The organism is Neorhizobium sp. USDA 3394 (assembly GCF_056280385.1).
Genome location: NZ_JBWCDU010000001.1, coordinates 1,649,423 through 1,669,682 on the forward strand (window position 1 = coordinate 1,649,423; position 20,260 = coordinate 1,669,682).

At 62.1% G+C, this 20,260-nt stretch carries 19 protein-coding genes; 4 read left to right on the forward strand and 15 right to left on the reverse strand.

The genetic code is table 11. The features are described from left to right. Window positions 1-3 precede the first annotated feature (3 nt). The 8 genes from mgrA to ACZ9EJ_RS07835 all read right to left on the reverse strand — a co-directional run bounded on the left by mgrA (window position 4) and on the right by ACZ9EJ_RS07835 (window position 10,050). Window positions 4-1,047: an L-glyceraldehyde 3-phosphate reductase gene (gene mgrA, locus ACZ9EJ_RS07800; protein ID WP_046626383.1), complete on the reverse strand. Its 1,044-nt coding sequence runs from the start codon at window positions 1,045-1,047 to the stop codon at window positions 4-6. Window positions 1,048-1,115: 68 nt separating this feature from the next. After that, the gene (locus ACZ9EJ_RS07805; RefSeq protein WP_046626385.1) at window positions 1,116-2,252 is read right to left on the reverse strand and encodes a Gfo/Idh/MocA family protein; all 1,137 of its coding nucleotides are present in this window, start codon (window positions 2,250-2,252) and stop codon (window positions 1,116-1,118) included. Window positions 2,253-2,277: 25 nt separating this feature from the next. Further along, on the reverse strand, window positions 2,278-3,039 hold the full coding sequence (locus tag ACZ9EJ_RS07810; protein WP_046626386.1) for a sugar phosphate isomerase/epimerase family protein: 762 nt from the start codon (window positions 3,037-3,039) through the stop codon (window positions 2,278-2,280). A 23-nt stretch (window positions 3,040-3,062) separates the two neighbouring features. Further along, the gene (locus tag ACZ9EJ_RS07815; RefSeq protein ID WP_251090989.1) at window positions 3,063-5,492 is read right to left on the reverse strand and encodes a beta-mannosidase; all 2,430 of its coding nucleotides are present in this window, start codon (window positions 5,490-5,492) and stop codon (window positions 3,063-3,065) included. Between the two features lie 262 nt (window positions 5,493-5,754). Next, window positions 5,755-6,867, reverse strand: coding sequence for an ABC transporter ATP-binding protein (locus ACZ9EJ_RS07820; protein ID WP_046626388.1), 1,113 nt, complete (start codon window positions 6,865-6,867; stop codon window positions 5,755-5,757). Between the two features lie 5 nt (window positions 6,868-6,872). Next, complete coding sequence (locus tag ACZ9EJ_RS07825) at window positions 6,873-7,802, reverse strand: carbohydrate ABC transporter permease (RefSeq protein WP_046640371.1); 930 nt, start codon at window positions 7,800-7,802, stop codon at window positions 6,873-6,875. 10 nt (window positions 7,803-7,812) lie between these two features. Then, a complete protein-coding gene (locus tag ACZ9EJ_RS07830; protein ID WP_007760323.1) occupies window positions 7,813-8,715 on the reverse strand; it encodes a carbohydrate ABC transporter permease in 903 nt (300 codons plus the stop codon). A 99-nt stretch (window positions 8,716-8,814) separates the two neighbouring features. Then, the gene (locus tag ACZ9EJ_RS07835) at window positions 8,815-10,050 is read right to left on the reverse strand and encodes an ABC transporter substrate-binding protein (protein ID WP_046640275.1); all 1,236 of its coding nucleotides are present in this window, start codon (window positions 10,048-10,050) and stop codon (window positions 8,815-8,817) included. A 416-nt stretch (window positions 10,051-10,466) separates the two neighbouring features. On the opposite strand from ACZ9EJ_RS07835, the gene ACZ9EJ_RS07840 reads away from it, so the two are divergent. Next, window positions 10,467-11,519 carry a LacI family transcriptional regulator gene (locus ACZ9EJ_RS07840; RefSeq protein ID WP_046640276.1) on the forward strand — a complete coding sequence of 351 codons (1,053 nt, stop codon included), beginning with the start codon at window positions 10,467-10,469 and terminating at the stop codon, window positions 11,517-11,519. Between the two features lie 52 nt (window positions 11,520-11,571). On the opposite strand, the gene gndA is transcribed toward ACZ9EJ_RS07840, so the two are convergent. Then, window positions 11,572-13,005, reverse strand: coding sequence for an NADP-dependent phosphogluconate dehydrogenase (gndA, locus tag ACZ9EJ_RS07845; protein WP_046640277.1), 1,434 nt, complete (start codon window positions 13,003-13,005; stop codon window positions 11,572-11,574). A gap of 185 nt (window positions 13,006-13,190) precedes the next feature. Here gndA and ACZ9EJ_RS07850 point away from each other — a divergent pair, with 185 nt between their 5' ends. The 3 genes from ACZ9EJ_RS07850 to ACZ9EJ_RS07860 all read left to right on the forward strand — a co-directional run bounded on the left by ACZ9EJ_RS07850 (window position 13,191) and on the right by ACZ9EJ_RS07860 (window position 14,334). Further along, a complete protein-coding gene (locus tag ACZ9EJ_RS07850; protein WP_046640278.1) occupies window positions 13,191-13,493 on the forward strand; it encodes a hypothetical protein in 303 nt (100 codons plus the stop codon). Window positions 13,494-13,560: 67 nt separating this feature from the next. Continuing rightward, on the forward strand, window positions 13,561-13,968 hold the full coding sequence (locus ACZ9EJ_RS07855; protein ID WP_046640279.1) for a polyketide cyclase: 408 nt from the start codon (window positions 13,561-13,563) through the stop codon (window positions 13,966-13,968). Window positions 13,969-13,977: 9 nt separating this feature from the next. Then, window positions 13,978-14,334: a VOC family protein gene (locus ACZ9EJ_RS07860; protein ID WP_046640280.1), complete on the forward strand. Its 357-nt coding sequence runs from the start codon at window positions 13,978-13,980 to the stop codon at window positions 14,332-14,334. Window positions 14,335-14,337: 3 nt separating this feature from the next. Here the strand turns inward: ACZ9EJ_RS07860 and ACZ9EJ_RS07865 are convergent, their stop codons facing one another. From ACZ9EJ_RS07865 to ACZ9EJ_RS07890, 6 genes are all read right to left on the reverse strand, one after another. Continuing rightward, a complete protein-coding gene (locus ACZ9EJ_RS07865; RefSeq protein WP_046640281.1) occupies window positions 14,338-15,051 on the reverse strand; it encodes a PAS domain-containing protein in 714 nt (237 codons plus the stop codon). Window positions 15,052-15,221: 170 nt separating this feature from the next. Beyond that, window positions 15,222-16,151, reverse strand: coding sequence for a lipid A biosynthesis lauroyl acyltransferase (locus ACZ9EJ_RS07870; RefSeq protein WP_046640282.1), 930 nt, complete (start codon window positions 16,149-16,151; stop codon window positions 15,222-15,224). Window positions 16,152-16,161: 10 nt separating this feature from the next. Then, complete coding sequence (locus ACZ9EJ_RS07875; RefSeq protein ID WP_037082207.1) at window positions 16,162-17,190, reverse strand: zinc-binding dehydrogenase; 1,029 nt, start codon at window positions 17,188-17,190, stop codon at window positions 16,162-16,164. Window positions 17,191-17,249: 59 nt separating this feature from the next. After that, entirely contained in the window at window positions 17,250-18,536 is a 1,287-nt protein-coding gene (locus ACZ9EJ_RS07880) for a beta-ketoacyl-ACP synthase (RefSeq protein WP_046640283.1), read from the reverse strand. Window positions 18,537-18,547: 11 nt separating this feature from the next. Then, on the reverse strand, window positions 18,548-19,747 hold the full coding sequence (locus tag ACZ9EJ_RS07885; RefSeq protein WP_080955724.1) for a beta-ketoacyl-ACP synthase: 1,200 nt from the start codon (window positions 19,745-19,747) through the stop codon (window positions 18,548-18,550). Window positions 19,748-19,785: 38 nt separating this feature from the next. Continuing rightward, the gene (locus ACZ9EJ_RS07890) at window positions 19,786-20,259 is read right to left on the reverse strand and encodes a 3-hydroxyacyl-ACP dehydratase FabZ family protein (RefSeq protein WP_046626409.1); all 474 of its coding nucleotides are present in this window, start codon (window positions 20,257-20,259) and stop codon (window positions 19,786-19,788) included. Window position 20,260: the final 1 nt, after the last annotated feature.

Consider the following 20,260-nt stretch of genomic DNA (forward strand, 5'->3'; position numbering starts at 1 on the left):
TCCTTACCGCGACGGCCCTGCCCGCTCGGCCGATTTGGCCCAGAGGTTGATGTCGGCGTCCTTGGCATAGGTGTCGATCTCGGCAAGTTCGGCTGCCGTGAACTCAAGATTGTCGAGCGACCTGACGCAGTCCTCGACCTGTTCCGGGCGGCTGGCGCCGATCAGCGCCGTGGTCACGCGGCCGCCGCGCAGGACCCAGGCGAGCGCCATCTGCGCCAGCGTCTGGCCGCGCTTTTCGGCGATGGCGTTGAGCGCCTTGAGGTTGGCGATGTTCCGGTCGTTCAGGAAGGCCGGGCGCAGCGACTTGCCCTGTGCGGCGCGGCTGCCTTCCGGAATGCCGCCGAGATATTTCGAGGTCAGCATGCCTTGCGCCAGCGGCGAGAAGACGATCGAGCCGATACCGAGATCTTCCAGCGTATCGAGCAAGCCATCTTCCTCGACCCAGCGGTTGATCATCGAATAGCTGGGCTGGTGGATGAGGACCGGCGTGCCGAGTTCCTTCAGGATCGCCGTCGCTTCCTGGGTACGCTTCGAATTGTAGGACGAGATGCCGACGTAGAGCGCCCTGCCCGAGCGAACGATATGGTCGAGCGCGCCGCAGGTCTCCTCGAGCGGCGTGTCCGGGTCGAAGCGATGCGAATAGAAGATATCGACATAGTCGAGACCCATCCGCTTCAGGCTCTGGTCGCAGGAGGAGATCAGATACTTACGGCTGCCCCATTCGCCATAGGGACCCGGCCACATGTTGTAGCCGGCCTTCGAAGAGATGATCAGTTCGTCGCGATATCCCTTGAAATCCTCGCGCAGGATCTGGCCGAAGGCCGTCTCGGCGCTGCCGGGCAGCGGGCCATAGTTGTTGGCGAGATCGAAATGGGTGATGCCGAGGTCGAAGGCCTTGCGGGCGATCGCCACCTTGCGTTCATGCGGCGTGTCGTCGCCGAAATTGTGCCAGAGGCCGAGCGAGATCGCCGGGAGTTTCAGTCCCGAACGGCCGCAGCGATTGTATTTCATGGTTTCGTAGCGGTTGGACGCTGGTTGCCAGGTCATGTCGTTTCCTCCGAATGAAATGCGGCGCGGCCGATGTCTCAGGCGGTGCGCGCCGCATTCATAGCCGATCAGCGCAGAAGCGCCAGCGCCTCGTCGATGCCGAGCGCCGCCGGCTGGGTGCAGGTGGTCGAAAGCTCGATGAACCGCCCTTCCTCGCCGGATTTCAGGATCGAGGTCATCACGTCCACGCCGTGGAGCGTACGTTCCAGCGAGCAGCGGGCATCGCGGCCTTCGATCAGCGCCATTGCCATGTCCGCAAGACCGGCCGTGCGGTAGTTGGCGCGCGGCCCCTGCGGATGCTCCTGGTTGTTGATGCCGAACGGATGGTCCCAAGGCTCCAGCGGCTGGATGTCCTTGTTGCGGCCGCTTGCCTCGACCATGCCGCCGAAGAAGTTCGGGTCGGGCACGAAGATCGAGCCCTCGGTGCCGTAGAGTTCCATGTTGGCGTGGCGATGCGACCAGACATCCCAGCTTGCCGACAGCGTGATCGTCGCGCCGCTGACGAATTCGAGCAGCGCGTGGATGTTGGTCGGCGTTTCGACCGGGATCGATTGTCCTTTGAATGGTCCCTCACTGGTGACATTACGCGTCGGGCTCGCCATGGAGGTGAGTGCGCCGACCCGCTTCACCGGACCGATCAGGTTGATCAGGTTGGCGATGTAATACGGCCCGAGATCGAGGATCGGCCCGCCGCCTTCGAGGAAGAAGAATCCCGGATTGGGGTGCCACATTTCCATTCCGGGGCTCATCACATGGCAGGTGCCGGAGGTGATGCGGCCGACGCCGCCTTCATCGATATATTTGCGGGCAAGCTGGTGGGCACCGCCGAGGAAGGTGTCCGGCGCGCAGCCGACCGAAAGACCCTTTGCCTTGGCAAGCGCCTGCAGCGCCTTGCCTTCCTCGATCGTGATGACGAGCGGCTTTTCCGAATAGACGTGCTTGCCGGCTTCGAGGATCGCCTTGGAGACCGCAAAATGCGCCGCCGGGATGGTCAGGTTGACGATCACGTCGAGATCGTCATTGGCGAGCAGCTGCTCGATCGACTGCGCCTTGACGCCGTATTCCTCGGCGCGCATTTCGGCGGCCTGCTCGTTGATGTCCGCGCAGGCGAGCACCTTGAGGCCTTTGAAGAGCGGCGAGAGCTTGAAGTAGGTGGTGGAAATATTGCCGCATCCCATGATGCCGACGCCAAGTTCCTTGGGCATGGAAAAACTCCGGAAAATGCTGTGATCAATAGGTCTTGAAGGAGGCGATCGAGCGCGTCAGCAGCCGATCGAGATCCTTCGGATTGTCGTGTTCGAGGACGTAGTGTTTTGCCGACGTCTTCTTCAGCGCCGCCATCAGGTCCTTCCACGGAACGGTGCCGTGGCCGACATCCGCCCAGCCGTCCTCGTCCGCGTTTTCGCCGGCAGGCGCGATGTCCTTGACGTGAACGGCGGTGATCCGCTTGGCGTAGCTCTCGATCCAGGCGAACGGATCGGCGCCGCCGCGGATGACCCAGGCGATATCCGCCTCCCAGGCGAGATCGGGGCCGCCGGCAAGAATCTGCTCCTGTGGCGTCGAGCCGTCGGCCAGTGTCTTGAACTCGAAGTCGTGGTTATGCCAGCCGAATGTGTAGCCGGCATCCCAATAGCGTTTGCCGACGGTCTGCAGACGCTGGCCGAAGGCGAACCACCCGGCGGCATCGGTGGGGCGCTGGTCGGCGACGAGATGCGGGCAGTAGATCGCCTGGACACCGAGCGTCCTGGCGATCCGTAGCGCCTGTTCGGGCTCCTTTTCAAGAAGGTCGATGCCGAAATGGCCGGTCGGCATGGTCAGCCCGTTGGCGTCGAGATCATCTTTGAGCGCCTTCAGGCCCGCATCGTCGAGCGTCGCATAGATGCCGCCATAACCTTCGACCTCCGTATAGCCTGCCTGCGCGACCTTCTTCAGGACGTCCGAGAGTGGCGGAAAATTGCGCGCGCAATAAAGCTGAAAACCGAGTTTCGTCATGGTGTTCCTCCTTGATAAAGACCTCAGCCTGCCGCCTGGCAGGAATAGAGGTCGTAGATGCGGAATTGCGGGATCGCGTCTGTCGGCGCGGCGGGCGTGAAGCGGATGCTGCGGCTTTCGCCGCTGGCAAGATCGAAGGCGTTGTCGGAATAACGGCCGGGCGTGCCGCTTTCGATCAGCACGAAAAGGGCGAGCCCACGAGTCTTGACCAGGAGGTCGAAGGCGCCGTCACCGGACGGAGACACGGAAAACTCCAGCCCTGCCGGTTCGAGTTCCTGCGCCTTGTAGCTGCCCGGGACATGATGCCCCTCGCCGCCCATTCCGTTCGATGCCCTGAAGGTCCAGGCGAGGATCGTCCCATCCGGAACATCCACAGCCGGCAAGCTCAGTACGGTAACTGCGGCATCCGGCGTGCAGCGGGCTTCGACACTCCGAAGCCCACGGCGCTCACCCTTGAGTGTCAGGAGCGACAGGTTGAGCGTCGCCGTCACATCCTCGGCCGTATCGTTGACGAGCGAGAAGCGGATCTCGCTTCTGTCGTCGGACGGGATCGCCGCGATCACTACCGGCTGGAAGAAGCGCCGCGCCATGTAATGCAGCACTTTCCAGCTGCCGCCGTAATCGAGGCTGGACCAGGAGGCGACCGGCCAGGTGTCGTTGAGCTGCCAATAAAGCGTCCCCATGCAATGTGGCTTCAGCGACCGCCAGAAATCGACGGCAGTCTTGATCGCCAATCCCTGTTGCACCTGGCTCAGATAGACGAAATTGGCGAAATCGGTCGGAAAGCGGAAATTGCGGAACATCGTGCCGGCAATGCGCTCGTTGCCGCCGGCATTCTTCTGGTGGTGCTCCATCACCGGAGAGGCGATGTTCATGTCCTTCGGTGAGGCATAGGTCTCGATGACCGGCAGCGACGTGTAGGACTGGAAGCCGAATTCCGAGCAGAAGCGCGGCCGCACCGAGCGGTAGCTGTCGAACGGCTTGTTCTCGTGCCAGACGGACCAATAGTGCATGTCGCCGGAACCGTCCGCATGCCAGGCATCGCCGTAGTCGAGATAGCCGGACGCGGGGCTGGACGGCCACCAGATGGCGTCGGGCGCGGCCCTTTCGAGCGCCTGTTCGATGACGCGGTTCAACCGGTCGTAGGAGACGAGGTAGCGGTCGCGGTTCTCACGGGATTCCGGAAACCAAGTCAGCGCGCCGACCAGTTCGTTGTCGCCGCACCAGAGCACGATGGAGGGATGCGAGATCAGCCTGCGGGCCTGGTATTCGACTTCCGCCGCGACGTTTTCGAGGAAATCCGAGGTCGAGGGATAGAGGTTGCAGGCGAACTGGAAGTCCTGCCAGACCATCAGGCCGAGCCGGTCGCAAAGATCGTAGAACCAGTCCGCCTCGTAGAAACCGCCGCCCCAGATGCGGATCATGTTCATATGGGCATCGACGGCGGAGCGCAGCAGGTCCTCGGTCTTTTCGGGACTGGACAGGGAAAACAGCGCGTCCGCCGGGATCCAGTTGGCGCCGCGGCAGAAGATTTCGCGGCCGTTGACGCGGAAGGCGAAACGACTGCCGGCTTCGTCCGGGTCGGTGAGCAGTTCGACGGTTCTGAGGCCGATCTGACGGGTGACGGCCTCGGTAGGTGTGCCAACGGTCAGCTCGTAAAGCGCCTGTTCGCCGCTCCCGGAGGGCCACCAGAGTTTCGGGTCGTCGATATGGAATAGTTGGGCCACCGTCGTTTCGCCCGCGCGCACCCCGCAATCGAGCCGGACCCGTTCGCCTCCGAGCGAGAAGAACACCGGCAGCACGCCCTGCTCTTCGGCATAGAGCGTCACGGTGACAACGAGATCGACCGCGCCTGCCTCATGTCTCTGACTGGTGACGACATGTTCGATGCGGGCGGTTTCGAGCTTCCTCAGCGCGATTTCGCCGTAAAGCCCAAGCGGTGCGAGTGCGATATTCCAGTCCCAGCCGAAATGGCATTGCGGCTTGCGCAGCATGTTGCCGTTCGGGATCGGCGAATTATTCGTGGAATAGGGAATATAGAACGGCTGGCGCCCCTGCCGCTCCGCCCCTTCGGCGATGCTGGAACGGAAGAGCACACGGATCGTATTTTCGCCGGCCCTGAGCGCCTTCGACACGTCCGGCCGGTAGCGCCGGAAGCAGTTGTCCGCCTGAAGCACCGGGATGTCGTTGACGAAGACGGTCGCGACCGTATCCAGAGAGGTGATGTCGAGATACCAGGAGCCTGCCGGATCATCGAGCGTGAAGCGCCGCTCGATCGTCCAGTCTGCGTTTGCTACCCACTGTACGTCGTTCTCGTTGCGCCCGAAATACGGGTCGGGGATGATACCCGCCGTCTTCAGCGCGGTGTGGACGTCGCCGGGGATCGGCATCTCGGTGCGATGCGTTCCGTCGGCAGACGCTAGCTGCCAGGGGCCGGATAGGTTGATTTCCACTACGATGCCCACCCGCAAAATTCAGGGCGTACCGGGCCAGCCCCCCTCTGCCCTGCCGGGCATCTCCCCCTCAAGGGGGGAGATTGGCTGGGCGCACCCCGGTCACGTCGACCATGAGCGTCGAAGATGGCGAGACGTTGCCACGAGTCGATCTCCCCCCTTGAGGGGGAGATGTCCGGCAGGACAGAGGGGGGTATTACCTGCCGCGACGACAATTGCCCCAAGGGCGATCGACCCCCATCAGACTCGCTCTCGCACAACATCAGATCCGCTCTTCCGTCTCGGCGTCGAACAGCGAGGCCATGGTCATGTCGAAGGCGAGGCGCACCTTGGCACCGACGGCGTAACGCCTTGCGCCGCCGATGCGAACCGACATCACGTGGCCCGCATGTTTCAGCCAGAGCAGGTTGTCGGCGCCCATGGGCTCCTCGATATCGACGATCGCCTCATGCACTTCGCCGCCAGTGATGTCGCCGTCCACCTTGATATGTTCCGGCCGGACGCCGAGGGTGACCTTGCGTCCGGGCTTCAACGGCTCGGAAGCATCATAACCGTCGAGAGAGAAGCTGACCCCATTGGTCCTGAAGACGGCGCGACCGCCCTCCTCCGCCAGTTCGCCGGTCAGGAAATTCATCGCCGGTGAACCGATGAAGGCCGCCACGAAACGGTTCTTCGGCTTGTTGTAGATCGTCACCGGATCGTCGAGCTGCTGGATGACGCCGCTTTTCATGATGGCGATGCGATCGGCAAGCGTCAGCGCCTCGATCTGGTCGTGGGTGACGTAGATCATCGTGTTCTTGAGCGCCTGGTGCAGCCGCTTGATCTCGACGCGCAGTTCCGAGCGTAGTTTCGCGTCGAGGTTCGACAACGGCTCGTCGAACAGGAAGACATCCACGTCGCGCACCAAAGCGCGGCCGATCGCGACGCGTTGGCGCTGGCCGCCGGAGAGCTCCGATGGCTTGCGCTTGAGAAGCGGCTCGATCTGCAGGATGCCGGAGGCGCGCGCCACGCGGCGGTCGATCTCGGCCTTCGGAATCTTGGCGACGCGCAGGCCGAAGGAGAGGTTCTTCTCGACCGTCATCTGCGGATAGAGCGCGTAGGACTGGAACACCATGCCGATGCCGCGGTCCTTGGGCTCTTCCCAGGTGACGTTCTTGTCCTTGATGAAGATCTGGCCTTCGGTCGGCTCGAGAAGTCCGGCAATGCAGTTCAGCAACGTGGACTTGCCGCAGCCGGACGAGCCGAGCAGGACCAGGAATTCGCCGTCATGGATGTCGAGGTTGAGGTTTTCGAGCACCTTCACTGAGCCGAAGGACAGCGACAGGTCGCGGATGGAAACGCTGCTCTGAGTGCGCGCGGAAACGTTGTTGAGCATCAGGCTTACCCTTTGACTGCGCCGGCCGCGATGCCGCGGACGAAAAGCCGGCCGGAAACGAAATAGACGATCAGCGGAACCGCACCCGTCAACAGCGTCGCCGCCATGTTGACGTTGTATTCCTTCACGCCCTGGACGGAGTTGACGATGTTGTTGAGCTGGACGGTCATCGGATAGGTATCTGGTCGGGTGAAGACCACGCCGAACAGGAAGTCGTTCCAGATACCGGTGGTCTGCAAGATCATCGAGACGACGAATATCGGCAGCGACATGGGCAGCATGATCCTGAAATAGATCTGCCAGAACCCCGCCCCGTCGATGCGGGCCGCCTTGAACAGTTCCTCCGGCAGCGAGACGAAATAGTTGCGGAACAGCAGCGTCTGGATCGGCATGCCGAAGATCGAATGCACCAGGATGAGGCCGTAGAGCGAGCCGTAGAGGCCCAGTTCGCGCAGCACGATGACGATCGGATAGATCATCACCTGATAGGGGATGAACGCGCCGACGATCAGGATCGTGAAGAAGATCTCCGAGCCCTTGAACCGCCAATTGGCGAGCGCGTAACCGTTCACCGAGGCGATCGCGATCGACACGATCACCGACGGCACGGTGATCCGAACCGAATTCCAGAAGCCCCGCGAAAGGCCGTCGCAGTTCAAGCCCGTGCAGGCCTCCGCCCAGGCCTTCACCCAAGGCTCGAAGGTGATCTCCATCGGCGGCGAAAAGATGTTGCCGAGACGGATTTCCGGCATGCCCTTTAGCGAGGTGACGACCATCACATAGAGAGGAATAAGGTAATAAATTGCCGCAAGGCCGAGCGCGCCGTAGACGATGATATTGCGCGACGAAAGCACCTTGCGAGGGCGTTTTCCCTGCGGCCCGGTTTCCAGCCGGGAACCGGCCGGACCGGAAATTGCAGGCCCAGAGACGGGCATCGTGAGCGATTTATCCACGCTTGCGTCCTCCGAATTCGAGATAGGCCCAGGGCACGATGATGATGGCGACGGCGAGCAGCATCATCGTGGATGCCGCAAAGCCCTGGCCGAGGTTCTGGGCGAAGAACATGTAGTCGTAGACGTATTTGGCGGGCACGTCGGAGGCGATGCCGGGGCCGCCGCTCGTCTGCGCCACGACAAGGTCGTAGATCCTGACGATGCCGCTGGCGATGATGACGAGCGTGGTGACGAAGACCGGCCGCATCATCGGGATGATGATGAAGAGATAGGTCTTCCACATCGGGATGCCGTCGACGCGCGCCGCCTTCCAGATGTCCTCGTCGATGCCGCGAAGCCCGGCGAGCATCAGGCACATGACGAGCCCCGTCCCCTGCCAAAGTGCGGCGATCAGGATGCCGTAGATGACGATATCGGAATTGTAGAGCGGATCGAAGGTGAAGCTCGTCCAGCCGAGCGAACGGACGACCGACTGCACGCCGAATTCGGGGTTCAGGATCCATTGCCAGACAAGGCCGGTGACGATGAAGGATAGCGCGAACGGATAGAGGAAGATCGTCCGGAACGTGTTTTCGAAACGGATCTTCTGGTCCATCAGCGCCGCCAGCAGGAAACCGATCGTCAGGCTGAAGATCAGCGACAGGCATCCGTAGGTCGCCAGGTTCTGGATCGAGACGATCCATCGCGGCGTATCCCAGAGCCGCTCATACTGCTCCAGCCCCACGAAGGACAGGCGCGGCAGGAGCTTGGAATTGGTGAAGGAATAAACGACGGTCCAGATCGTGCCGCCGAGGAAGATCACCACGGCCGTCAGCATCATCGGGATCGAGGCAATCTTCGAATTGAGATTGCGGAATAACTGGTTGGGTCGGCCGGGCTGAGTGTGCGCCGCCATGGTCAACTCCTCTGGATAGCAAAGGCTGCAGGAAGCAAGCCACCACCGGCCCCGCCCCTTTCGGACGCGGAGCCGGCCGTTGGATTGCCGTCTGTCGGATCAACCGGCCTTGGAGAAAATAGCGACGAAGCGCTTCTGGGCTTCCTCGGCAGTGATCGACGTATTGGCGAAGAACTGCGACATCAGGTCTTCGAGCTGCTTCTGCGTATCCTGCGTGATGAGCTGGTCAGTACTGGTGACGACATTGCCCTTGGCGAGGATCTCGAGACCCTTCTTCATGCAGTCGTTGGCGGCCGCAAGATCGACGTCGCCACGCACCGGCAGCGAGCCCTTCTTGAGGTTGAAGGCCACCTGCGTCTTAGCGTCGAGAAGCGCCGAGGCGAGTGCTTCCTGTGCCTTCGTCTTCGCCGCATCCTTGAGGACCGGGAAGTAGAAGGCGTCGCCGGCCGTCGAGATGACCTCGTTCACACCGAGGCCGGGCAGGCAGGTATAATCGACACCGGCCTTCTTGCCGGCCAGCTGGAATTCGCCCTGCGCCCAGTCACCCATGATCTGGCCGCCGGCCTTGCCGGTGATCACCATGTTGGTGGCCTGGTTCCAGTCCTGTACATTGGTGCCCTTCGCCATCTTGCGGGCATCGTCGGCCGCCTTGAAGACCTTGGCCATTTCCGGACCGGCCGCGACCTTTGCATCCTTGTCGCCGTAGACCTTCTGGTAGATGTCCTTGCCGCCGATCGCGACAGTCAGCACGGCGAACAGACCGGTCGACTGCCAGGCCTGTCCGCCGACGGCGAGCGGCACGATGCCGGCCTTTTCAAGCGCCGGAGCCGCTGCGACATACTCGTCCCAGTTCTTCGGAACCGCAACGCCCGCCTTCTTGAAGGCGTCGTTCGAGAGCCACAGCCATTGCCAGGAATGGATGTTGAGCGGCACGCAATAGATCTTGCCCTCGAAAGTGCAGGATTTCAGCAGGCCCGCGGGGCGAACGATCTTGTCCCAGCCTTCTTTCTTGGCGAGATCGGTGAAATCGCGCATCAGGCCTGCCTGGACCAGCTCCTCGGCCTGGCGGCCATGGTTGAACTGGGTGGCCGCCATCGGATCACCGCCGGTGATGCGGCTGATCATGATCGGACGGGCGGTGCCGCCGGAACCTGCAATCGCGCCGTCAACCCACTTGTTGCCGGTTGCGTTGAAAGCCTTGGCGAGCTCCGCGACTGCGGCGGCCTCGCCTCCGGATGTCCACCAATGGGTGACTTCGAGATCTGTGGCGTGAGCCGCGCCTAACGGCAGCATCACGGTTGCGGCAAGAACAGCCGCCATAGAACGAATATTCATGAGTCTCCTCCCTCACTGAAACGTTGCCGTAAAAACGTAAGGCAATCGCCGATATGACGCAACCGGTTTTGTCCGAAAAAATTCGGCCGCTGAGAAAATACAACCATGAGGGGATTTCGTGAAAAAACGTCGGCTCACTCTCTCACCGCAATATGCAGTTCATCCGCCATGTTTCCGGCCACTATCGCCCAATATCAGGAAGTCTGGCTTTCGCAGTCGCAAAAATCATTTCGCATCTGCGTTGTGCAACTCAGGGGAACAGGAATTTTCCACTCGACAAAATTCCTCTCGACATTTTACCTGTATCGTTTCAGTTATTGATTTCGTATCGGAGGACAGGGAGGTGTCGCGACGTTTCCGGGCAAGCTTCGGCCCTTTATAGTGGCCACCTGACTCGGGGGCAGCGACGGCTAATCATGGATGACAGCGGAAAACAGCGGACGGGCGGAACGCAGACGGTGGTCCGCGAACGCCCTACCTTGAAAACGATCGCCTATATGACGGGCCTCGGCATCACCACCGTCTCGCGGGCGCTGAAGGATGCGCCGGATATCGGGGCAGACACCAAGGAACGCGTCCGCCTCGTCGCCAACCAGCTCGGCTATCAGCCGAACCGCGCCGGTGTGCGCCTGAGAACCGGCAAGACCAATGTCATCGCCCTGGTGCTGAGCATCGACGAAGAGCTGATGGGCTTCACCAGCCAGATGGTGCACGGGATTTCGGAAGTGCTGGGTGGTACGCAATATCACCTCGTGGTGACGCCGCATTCCTTCCAGAAGGACCCGATGGTGCCGGTGCGCTATATCCTCGACACCGGCTCGGCGGACGGGGTGATCATCTCGCGCATAGAGCCGGATGACGCGCGGGTACGGCTGATGACGGAGCGGAACCTGCCCTTCGTCACCCATGGCCGCAGCGACATGGGGATCGTCCATCCCTATCACGACTACGACAACGAGGCCTATGCCTACCAGGCCGTTCAGAAGCTGGTAGAAAAAGGCCGCCGGAGGATCGCGTTTCTCTCGCCGGGAAGCCGCTTCTCGTTCTACGTCCACAGCCGCGTGGGTTTCGAACGCGGGCTTGCCGATTTCGGTGCAACCGAAGTGCCTATGGGTCGCGTGACCAGCGAAACGCCGCTCGACGAGATCCGCGCCTATGCCGAACGGATGATGCGCGTCGCCGAGCCACCTGATGGCATCGTCTCGATCAGCGGTTCGGCGACGATCGCGCTGGTGGCCGGCGTCGAGGCGGCGGGCAAGAAACTCGGGCACGACATCGACGTGGTCTCGAAGCAGTCGGCTGATTTCCTCAACTGGATCCGCCCGGAGATCTACACGGTCAGCGAGGACATCCGCCAGGCTGGGCGTGAGCTCGCCAAGGCCCTGATGGCGCGCATCGATGGCGTTGGCCCGGAACTGCTGCAGAGCGTCGCAAAGCCCGTCTGGTCGAAGATGGCGCCGAAGGACTGAAACAAGAACGCCCGCCGGATCGGCGGGCGTTTTTTGTCGTCTGGATCAAGGATCAGGCGAATTCGCTGAGGCCGCTGCCCCACGGGCCATGGTGCTTGTCGACGCCGTCGAGGCGGTCGAAGCCATGGGCGCCGAAGAAGTCGCGCTGTGCCTGGATGAGGTTAGCCGTGCCGCGCCCACGACGATAGGCGTCGAAATAGGAAAGCGCCGAGGAAAGAGCTGGAACCGGCAGGCCGGAGAGAGCGGCGTAGGATACGACGCGACGCAATGGGGCGTCGGTATCCTTGACCATCTGGGCGAAGGCCGGCGTGACGATCAGGTTCGCCACATGCGGGTCCTTGGTGAAGGCAGACGTGATCTCATCGAGGAAGGCCGAGCGGATGATGCAGCCGGCGCGCCAGATCTTGGCGATGGTCGGCATCGGCAGGTTCCAGCTATATTCGGAGGATGCTGCCGACATGACCGCAAAGCCCTGCGCATAGGCGGCGATCTTGGCGGCGAGCAGCGCGCTTTCGAGATCGGCGATGAAGGCAGCCTTGTCCTTCGGCGCCTCAGCGACCTTCGGCAGGCCGAAGATCTTTTCGGCAGCCAGGCGTTCGGTTCTCTGGGACGACAGGACGCGTCCGGCGACGGCGGCTTCGATGGCGGTTGCGGCGACACCCATGTTCTGGGCCTCGATGACCGACCACTTGCCGGTGCCCTTCTGGCCGGCGGCATCGACGATCAGATCGACCATCGGCTTACCGGTGATCGGATCGGCGGCCTTAAGGACCGTCTGGCTGATCTCGATCAGATAGGAGTTCAGGCGGCCCTCGTTCCACTTGCCGAACACGTCGCCGATCTCGGACGCGCTCATGCCGAGGCCATCGCGCAGGATGCCGTAGATTTCGGCGATCATCTGCATGTCGGCATATTCGATGCCGTTGTGGATGGTCTTGACGAAATGGCCGGCGCCGTTTTCGCCGAGCCAGGCGACGCATGGCTCGTCGTTGAATTTTGCCGAGATCGAGGTCAGCACCTTCTCGACGCGCTTCCAGCTCTCCTCGGTACCGCCGACCATGATCGACGGACCGTGGCGCGCACCTTCTTCACCGCCGGAAACGCCCATGCCGATGAAGGTCAGGCCGCTGTCCTTCAGATTGTCGAAGCGGCGCATCGTGTCGCGGAAATTCGCGTTGCCGGCGTCGATCATGATGTCGCCGGCCGAAAGGTAAGGCTTCAGAAGCTCCATCTGCTGGTCGACCGGATCACCGGCCTTGATCATGATGATGATTGGCCGCGGCGGGCGGATGGAGGCGACGAATTCTTCCAGCGTCTCGCAGGGAACAAGCTGGCCCTGCAATTCGCCGGCCTCGGCGTAGAACTTGCGGGTCGCTTCCGGAGAGCGGTTGAAGACGGCAATCTTGTTGCCTTTTTCGGCAATGTTGAGCGAGAGGTTAGAGCCCATGACGCCGAGCCCGATAAGGCCGATTTCTGCCTGTTCCACGGAAGTGCCTCCATATTGAGATTCGAGGGTGTTGTCGCATTCATATAGGGAAACGGCAAGGCGATGGCGACGCTAAACGATTAAATTTCCATGACACTCTGTCTCCATAGCGGCGACGCAGCGACATGTTTTCTCGGAGGCGGACGGCGTCTTGCGGCTGCCAAAATCGGATGTCACAAGGAGTTATGAATACGGCCAAAGATACGCCGATCCTGGCAATGCGCGCCGGCACTTACCGAGAGCGGCCGGCGCACGGGCCGTTTTCGAGGCTGTTTTCCCGTGTCTGGTCGCATCGCCTGCCGCAGGAATTCGAGGGACAGATTGCGGTCATGCCGGACGGCTGCGCGGACCTGATCCGGGCCGGCGGTCAACTGTTGGTGATCGGCCCCCACCGCACCGCCGCCTTTCCCGCCCTGCATATGACGCCCGACGCGAAGGAACTGACGACTTTGACGCCCAAGGAGATCCGCAGGCAGTTTTGCGGCTGATTGTCCGCTTTGTTCAAGAACCGCTGCTTCTCTTCTGTTAGACCGAGGGAAAATCGAGGAGGTCACCATGTCCACCCTGCCCGCCCGTATCATCCATATCGGCATCGAGAGACCTTGGCAGCACGTCTATGCCTTCGCGAGCCGCCCGGAAAACATGCCGCTCTGGGCATCCGGCCTTGCATCCGGGCTTACCCCGGACGGTGAAGACTGGATCGGCGACGGCGGGCCGGTCGGTCTGGTGCGCGTGCGGTTCTCTCCCGACAATCCATTCGGCATCCTCGACCACACGGTGACGATGGGAGACGGCCTTGTCGTCGAGAACCCGCTGCGCGTCGTGCCGAACGGCGATGGTGCGGAAGTCATGTTCACGCTGTTCCAGCGCCCGGGCCTCGACGATGCGGCTTTCGAGGCAGATGCCGCCCATGTGCGGAAGGATCTCAGAGCGCTGAAAAACCTGCTGGAAGAAAAGAAATAGGAAGGTCCGATGGGAACCAGGGGAGCGGATCGCAAGATCGACTATATCGAGTTCAACGTGAAGGACGTCGAGGCCGCCAAGGCTTTTTACGGCTCGGCCTTCGGCTGGACTTTCACGGACTACGGACCGGACTATTGCGAGTTTCAGGACGGAAGGCTGACGGGAGGATTTGCGAAATCGGCGGATGTAACCGCCAGAGGCGGCCCGCTCATCATTCTCTTCGCGGATGACCTGGAAAACGCCCTTGAGCGGGTCGAAAAAGCCGGCGGTCGGATCGTCAAGCCGATCTTCTCATTCCCGGGCGGACGGCGTTTCCATTTTGCCGATCCGGAGGGTTACGAGCTGGCCATCTGGTCCGACAAATAAGGGTCAGGCCGCGGGGCGCCGGCGTCGGTCGGCAGTTTCCTGCATGACCAGAAGCGCGCCGATCAACTGCGACGAGCCGGAAACGCAGGGAGACATGCGGCAACGGACGACGACCGTCTGGCCGTTGGCCTGATCGGCGTAAGTCAATGATATGCTCTCGCCGGCAAAGCAGCGATCGAGGTTCGGCTTGAAATCGTTCTTGAAACGATGAAGGCCGACGAATTCCGCGAAATGCCGGCCGATCAGCGCGTCGCGCGCCAGATCGAGACGACGCGCGTTGGTCTCGTTGGAATAGAAGATCCGATAGCCCGGCGCGATCACCACGATGCGGTCGGAAATCCGGTTGAGCAGGGCGTCGTCGAGAAAACCGTCTGCCGTCGCATCGGCGATCACACCATGATCGAGCGATTCCGGTTCCGGACGGCGATTGGCCGACAGACCGGTCTCAGGAACGACGTAGCGTTCCACAAGCATCTGCAGCAGATGTCCGTTGCGACGGACGCAGCCGCGGTCGTCGGCCTCCTCGTTCAGGAGATCGAGTGCGAAGCGGAATTGCGCCTGGATGCTGGCCGGATCCTTGCTCTGGCTCGAAAAGACAGTGAGCAGAAGCGGATCGAGGTCACGATCGAGCGAGGCGGTTGCATCATCGTCGTTGCGTTCGACGGCCCGCCGCAGATCGGCATATTTTGACCAGAACAGATCGATCAAAGCTTCCAAAATGCCCTCCCCCTCGTGCCGGAGATTATCGCCGATTCTTCCCCAAGATCGACGCCTCCGTTATTCAATGCGAATCAGATTAATTTATCCCTCAAAAGCAGACGCGATTTCTAGCCGGTCATATAAAACAGAAATTGCAGTAACGCGGTCCGAAAAGTCTCGAAATCTGCTTACAGATAGCGCTTGATATGCCACCGGTCGTGGTACCAGAGCCACTGTTCCGGATATTCGCGGACCCAGCTTTCCACCTTGTCGTTGAGCAGCTGGCCGGTCGCCTGGAGATCGAGTTTGCCGTTGGCGTCCCGCGGCAATTCTATCTTCGGTTCGATCTCGAGCCGGAATCGATTGCCCGGCAGGCGGATGCAGCGAGCCGGATAAACTTCGGCGTCGAACTGCCGGACCAGCTTAGCGAGCAATGGGCTCGTCTGGACGGGCTGTCCGAAAAAGCTGGTCTTGAGGCCCTTGCGGAATTTCTGATCCACCAGAACGCCGACACCACCACCCGTTTCGAGCTTGCGCGCCAGCGCAAAGGACGAGCCGGCATGCGAAGGCACGAGCTGGCCCATGCGGGCGCTGCGGAAGGCGAAGACCTTGTCGGCGATATAAGGATTGTTCGGCGGCCGGAAGAGAACCGTCACTTCGAGCCCGAACGCATTGCCGGCGACCGGCAACAGTTCGAAATTGCCCGTGTGTGCGGTGAAGACGATGAACGGCCGCGGATTGTCGCGCAGGTCCGCGAAGATCGGAATGCCGGAGACTTCCACCCTGCCCGGTTTCTCCTGTTCGGGATCGAAATCGAACAGCCGGTCGAGGAAAACGTATTCGGCGGCGAGCCGGCCCATATGACCCCAGCTCGCGATGGCTATCTCTTGCAGCTCCTCATCGGTCTTTTCCGGATAGGCGTTGCGCAGGTTGACGAGCATCAGCTTGTGGCGACCGAGCTTCGGCCCGATGCGACGCGCCATCCTGTCGGCGAACCGGATGCCCGGATCCGCCGGAAAGATCTTCAGGAAATTCAGGAGCCCGAACGCGCTCTGCGCCACCAGCCATTGCTGGAAGTGCAGGAGCGCCAGAGCGATCCGGGTCAGGAACATCTTCACGGGGGACGCCTCAGTCCATCCGGAGGACGATCTTGCCGAACACCTGGCGGGTTTCCATCCGCTCGAGCGCCTTGTCGATCTCGGCGAAGGTGACTTCGGTGTCGATCACAGGATGAACGATGCCCTGAGCCATCTTCTGCATGGCATTCGCCATGTTCTCCATGCGGCAGCCGAACGAGCCGAACAGCTTCAACTGCTGCTGGAACAGCATCATCAGGTTCATGTCGGTCGAGACGCCCGACGTGGAGCCGCAGGTGACGAGGCGGCCGCCGCGCTTCATGCAAAGCATCGAACCGGCCCAGGTGTCCTTGCCGACATGTTCGAAGACGACGTCGACGCCCTTCTTCTTGGTGAGCTTGCGCACGACGCCTTCAAACCGGTCGGTGCGGTAGTTGATGACGTGATCGGCCCCAAGCGCCTTGGCCCGCTCGATCTTGTCGTCGGAGCCGACGGTGGTGATAACCGTGCAGCCGATCTTCTTGGCGAGCTGGATCGCCGCCGTGCCGATGCCGGAGCCGCCGGCATGGACGAGGATGGTCTCGCCCGGCTGCAGCTTGGCATTGTCGAACAGCATGTGCTCGACGGTCCCGAAGGTGACCGGTGCGAGGGCTGCGGCAACCGCATCGACGCCCGGAGGTGCCGGAACCAGCAGGCGAGCCGGAAGGTTGGCCTTCTCCTGTGCAAAACCGTCCAGATGGAAGCCGTGCACGCCGGAGACGTGTTCGCAAAGATTGTCGCGCTTCTCACGGCAGGGCTTGCAGAGGCCGCAGGTACGCGCGCCGTAGATCGATACGAGCTGGCCCGGAAGGACGCTCGATACGCCCGGCCCGATCGCCTCGACGACGCCGGAGGCTTCCGCTCCGATCGTCAGCGGCATCTTGCGCTTGGCGAATGCCATGCCGCGCCAGCCCCAGACGTCGATATGGTTGAGGGCGACGGCCTTGACCCGCAGCGTTACCTCGCCTGGGCCTGGGGCCTCCGGCTCGGGAATGTCCACCGCTTCGAGCTTCCGGTCATCGATCAGTTGCAGAGCGCGCATAATAGGTCTTCCTTCGCCCGGAGGCGTCCCAATTCGTCAAACGTGATTGGCGACGGTCTCTAAGCCGGTTCCAGCGTCATGACAAGGCTGGCGTTCTGTCCACCGAAGCCGAATGAGTTGGAAAGCACCGCCGTGGGCTGCCCGTCCCGCTTTTTGTTCGGCACGACGTCGAGCACGATGGTCGGATCGGGGTTGGTATAGTTGATGGTCGGCGGCAGGGTTCCGGTCAGCATCGTCTGGATGGAGAAGACGGCTTCGACAGCTCCGGCCGCCGTCAGCGTATGGCCGATCATCGACTTGTTGGAGGAAACCGGGATTTCCTTCAGCCGATCGCCGAAGACGGCGAGCATGGCACCATATTCCATCTTGTCGTTTTCCGGCGTCGAGGTGCCGTGCGCGTTGATGTAGCCGATGCCGCTTTCGTCCATGCCGGCATCCGCCAGCGCCGCGCGGATCGTCGCAATCGCCGGGCCGCCGTCCGGCGAGGAACGGGTGCGGTGGAAATGGTCGGCCTTTTCGCCGCAGCCCTTCATGATGCCGAGCACCTTGGCGCCGCGGGCGATTGCCGATTCGAGCGATTCGAGCACCAGGGTCGCCGCGCCTTCGGCGATGACGAACCCGTCGCGATCCTTGCTGAACGGCTTGGAAGCCTTTTCCGGCGGGTCGTTCTGGGTGGAGAGTGCTGAAAGCAGCGAGAAGCGGATCAGCGCCTCGGCGCTGACAGAACCGTCGGTCGCAACCACCAGCGAGCGGTCGGTGCGGCCCTGGCGGATCGCTTCGACGCCGAGCTGGATGGCCGTGACGCCGGAGGCACAGGCCGTCGAGAGGGTCACGGGCAGTCCGCGGGTGCCGAACTTGTCGGCAAGGCGTTCGGAGATCGAGCCGAACTGTACGGCTTCGAGGAACACCGGATCTGGACGCTCGCGCATGGCGGCGAGGAAACGGTCATAGGCGTCGCCTTCGGTCTTCGATGGCGGAGCGCGATCGGCCAGCGCGAAACGGTCGCTCCATTCCGGCTCGACTGGCGGTGCCGCAAGAAAGAGCGGTCCGTCGAAATCGCCGGAAAGACCCGACTGGGCAAGCGCTTCGGTGGTTGTCTCGCGGGCGAAGGCAAAGGAGCGTTCGACGGAATTTTCGGCCGGGACAGCGATGAAATCCACCGTGCCGCTGATCCGGGTGGACAGGCCCTCCGTCGGGAAGCGGGTCACCTTGTGGATGCCCGAGGTGCCTGACGTCAGCGCCGCCCAGTTGTCGGCAAGACCCTGGCCGAGCGAGGTGATGACGCCCATGCCGGTGATCGCGATGATCGGGCGGCCGAGATGATCCTTGAAGCGGTTGTCGCTCATCAAAATCTCCTTTACGCGGCCGAGAGGACTGCAAGGCCCTCGCCGCGCGTATAACCGACTGTCGTCACCACCGCATGTTTCGCGGGCGCCGCCATCGGCTTTTCGTTCCGGGCATCGAATGTGGGAACTTTCGCCGCGCCATCCAAGGTCAGTGCCGCGAGTGCGAGACCGAGCGGGAACTGCGCTTCCATGCCGTGGCCGGTGACACCGCCAAAGCCGCGGATCGCCGCTCCGGGGAATTCCGTCTCCAGCACCGCCTTTTCCCGCGCCGCGAGATCGACGACGCCGCTCGCGCCGGAAAACACGATCGTATCGGCCTTCGAAATGCCAGAGGCATGGCCGGCAAGACGGCTGAGGCGCTTTTCGAGCCTGCCCTCGTCGCGATTGCCGCGATCGCCCTCGATCGCGTCGATGACGGCGTAGATATGCGCGCCGCGGGCTTGCGCATGGGCGCGCGATTCGAGCACCAGGAAGGCCCCGACCGTACCCATGATCATGCCGCCGCCATTGTCGGCCGAGCGCGACCAGAGCGGATGCCAGCCGCCCGTTGCATGCGCCTGGATGCCTTCGACCAGAAGGATGATGTCGGCCCGTTCGGCGATGAAGGCGCCGCCGACCAGGCTGTGGGTCGATTGGCCGGCCTTGATGCGGTGGAAGGCGGTCTCGACGGCGGAGATGCCGGCCGCTTCTTCGCCCATGAAGGTGCGCGACGAACCGGTGACCTTGTGGACGATCGAGATATTGCCGGCGACTAGGTTGGAAAGCTGGGCCAGAAACAGGGTCGGACGAAGCTCGGTCGTCAGCTTCTCGTTCAAGAGCATTTCACGGTCGTTGCGCTTCAGCGCCTCGTCGACGATCAGCGAATCGACCTTGATGTCGCGCTCGCCGCCGCCTGCGGCAACGATCATGTCCATGGAGGCGCATGCATCGGCATCCGTCTTGAGACCGGAATCGTCGAGCGCAAGACCGGCCGAAAAAACACCGAGCCGCTGCCAGTTCTCCATCTGGCGCTGGTCGCCGCGCTTGGCGATCTGCGCCGACCAGTCGATCTCCGGCATCGGATGCACCGGATACGGCGCGAAACGATCGGTCTCGACATTCGGCGCACCGGTTTCGGCCGCCGACAGAAGCGCGATATGCGGCTCCTTGCCAACGCCCTGGCTGGTGACGATCCCGATACCAGTGATCACGACATCATTGTCAGACTTCATAATGTCCTCTTTGCACACCGGGTTCGATGGGTGGGCTATTACGCGCTTGCGGCGATCGCGTCCATCAGGCCGACTTCTTCGGCGCGCTTGCGGACGATCGGCGCCAGCGGGATTTCGCTGAAAGGCATGGTGCGCAGCTTGAGCTGGGCGTCGCAGACCTTCTTGCCGGCGCTGGTGATCTTCGCTTTGGTCACCGCATACCCCGATCCCTCATGCTCCAGAAACGCCTCGATGTCGAGAACCGCGTCTGGCTCGACGAAAGTGCGCATCTTGGCGCCGTCGACCGACATCAGAAACGGCATGGCGGCGAAATCGGTGGCAGCAAGCACCAGGAAACCGGAGGCCTGCGCCATGGTCTCGATCAGCAGCACGCCCGGCACCAGCGGCATTCCGGGAAAATGGCCCTCGAAGACAGGGCTTTTGGACGGCACGACGGACTGCGCCTTCAGCACTTTAGCCGTGAGATCGACCGCCACGACGCGGTCGATCATCTGGAAATATTCGAGCAGCATG

Bases quoted from the DNA above. Each gene is read 5' to 3' on its own strand.
- ACZ9EJ_RS07830 (WP_007760323.1), bottom strand. From the start codon at position 8,715: ATGGCGGCGCACACTCAGCCCGGCCGACCCAACCAGTTATTCCGCAAT.
- ACZ9EJ_RS07890 (WP_046626409.1), bottom strand. From the start codon at position 20,259: ATGCTGCTCGAATATTTCCAGATGATCGACCGCGTCGTGGCGGTCGAT.
- ACZ9EJ_RS07835 (WP_046640275.1), bottom strand. From the start codon at position 10,050: ATGAATATTCGTTCTATGGCGGCTGTTCTTGCCGCAACCGTGATGCTG.
- ACZ9EJ_RS07850 (WP_046640278.1), top strand. From the start codon at position 13,191: ATGAATACGGCCAAAGATACGCCGATCCTGGCAATGCGCGCCGGCACT.
- ACZ9EJ_RS07820 (WP_046626388.1), bottom strand. From the start codon at position 6,867: ATGCTCAACAACGTTTCCGCGCGCACTCAGAGCAGCGTTTCCATCCGC.
- ACZ9EJ_RS07860 (WP_046640280.1), top strand. From the start codon at position 13,978: ATGGGAACCAGGGGAGCGGATCGCAAGATCGACTATATCGAGTTCAAC.
- ACZ9EJ_RS07810 (WP_046626386.1), bottom strand. From the start codon at position 3,039: ATGACGAAACTCGGTTTTCAGCTTTATTGCGCGCGCAATTTTCCGCCA.
- ACZ9EJ_RS07840 (WP_046640276.1), top strand. From the start codon at position 10,467: ATGGATGACAGCGGAAAACAGCGGACGGGCGGAACGCAGACGGTGGTC.
- ACZ9EJ_RS07855 (WP_046640279.1), top strand. From the start codon at position 13,561: ATGTCCACCCTGCCCGCCCGTATCATCCATATCGGCATCGAGAGACCT.
- ACZ9EJ_RS07825 (WP_046640371.1), bottom strand. From the start codon at position 7,802: ATGCCCGTCTCTGGGCCTGCAATTTCCGGTCCGGCCGGTTCCCGGCTG.
- ACZ9EJ_RS07885 (WP_080955724.1), bottom strand. From the start codon at position 19,747: ATGAAGTCTGACAATGATGTCGTGATCACTGGTATCGGGATCGTCACC.
- mgrA (WP_046626383.1), bottom strand. From the start codon at position 1,047: ATGACCTGGCAACCAGCGTCCAACCGCTACGAAACCATGAAATACAAT.
- ACZ9EJ_RS07875 (WP_037082207.1), bottom strand. From the start codon at position 17,190: ATGCGCGCTCTGCAACTGATCGATGACCGGAAGCTCGAAGCGGTGGAC.
- ACZ9EJ_RS07805 (WP_046626385.1), bottom strand. From the start codon at position 2,252: ATGCCCAAGGAACTTGGCGTCGGCATCATGGGATGCGGCAATATTTCC.
- ACZ9EJ_RS07880 (WP_046640283.1), bottom strand. From the start codon at position 18,536: ATGAGCGACAACCGCTTCAAGGATCATCTCGGCCGCCCGATCATCGCG.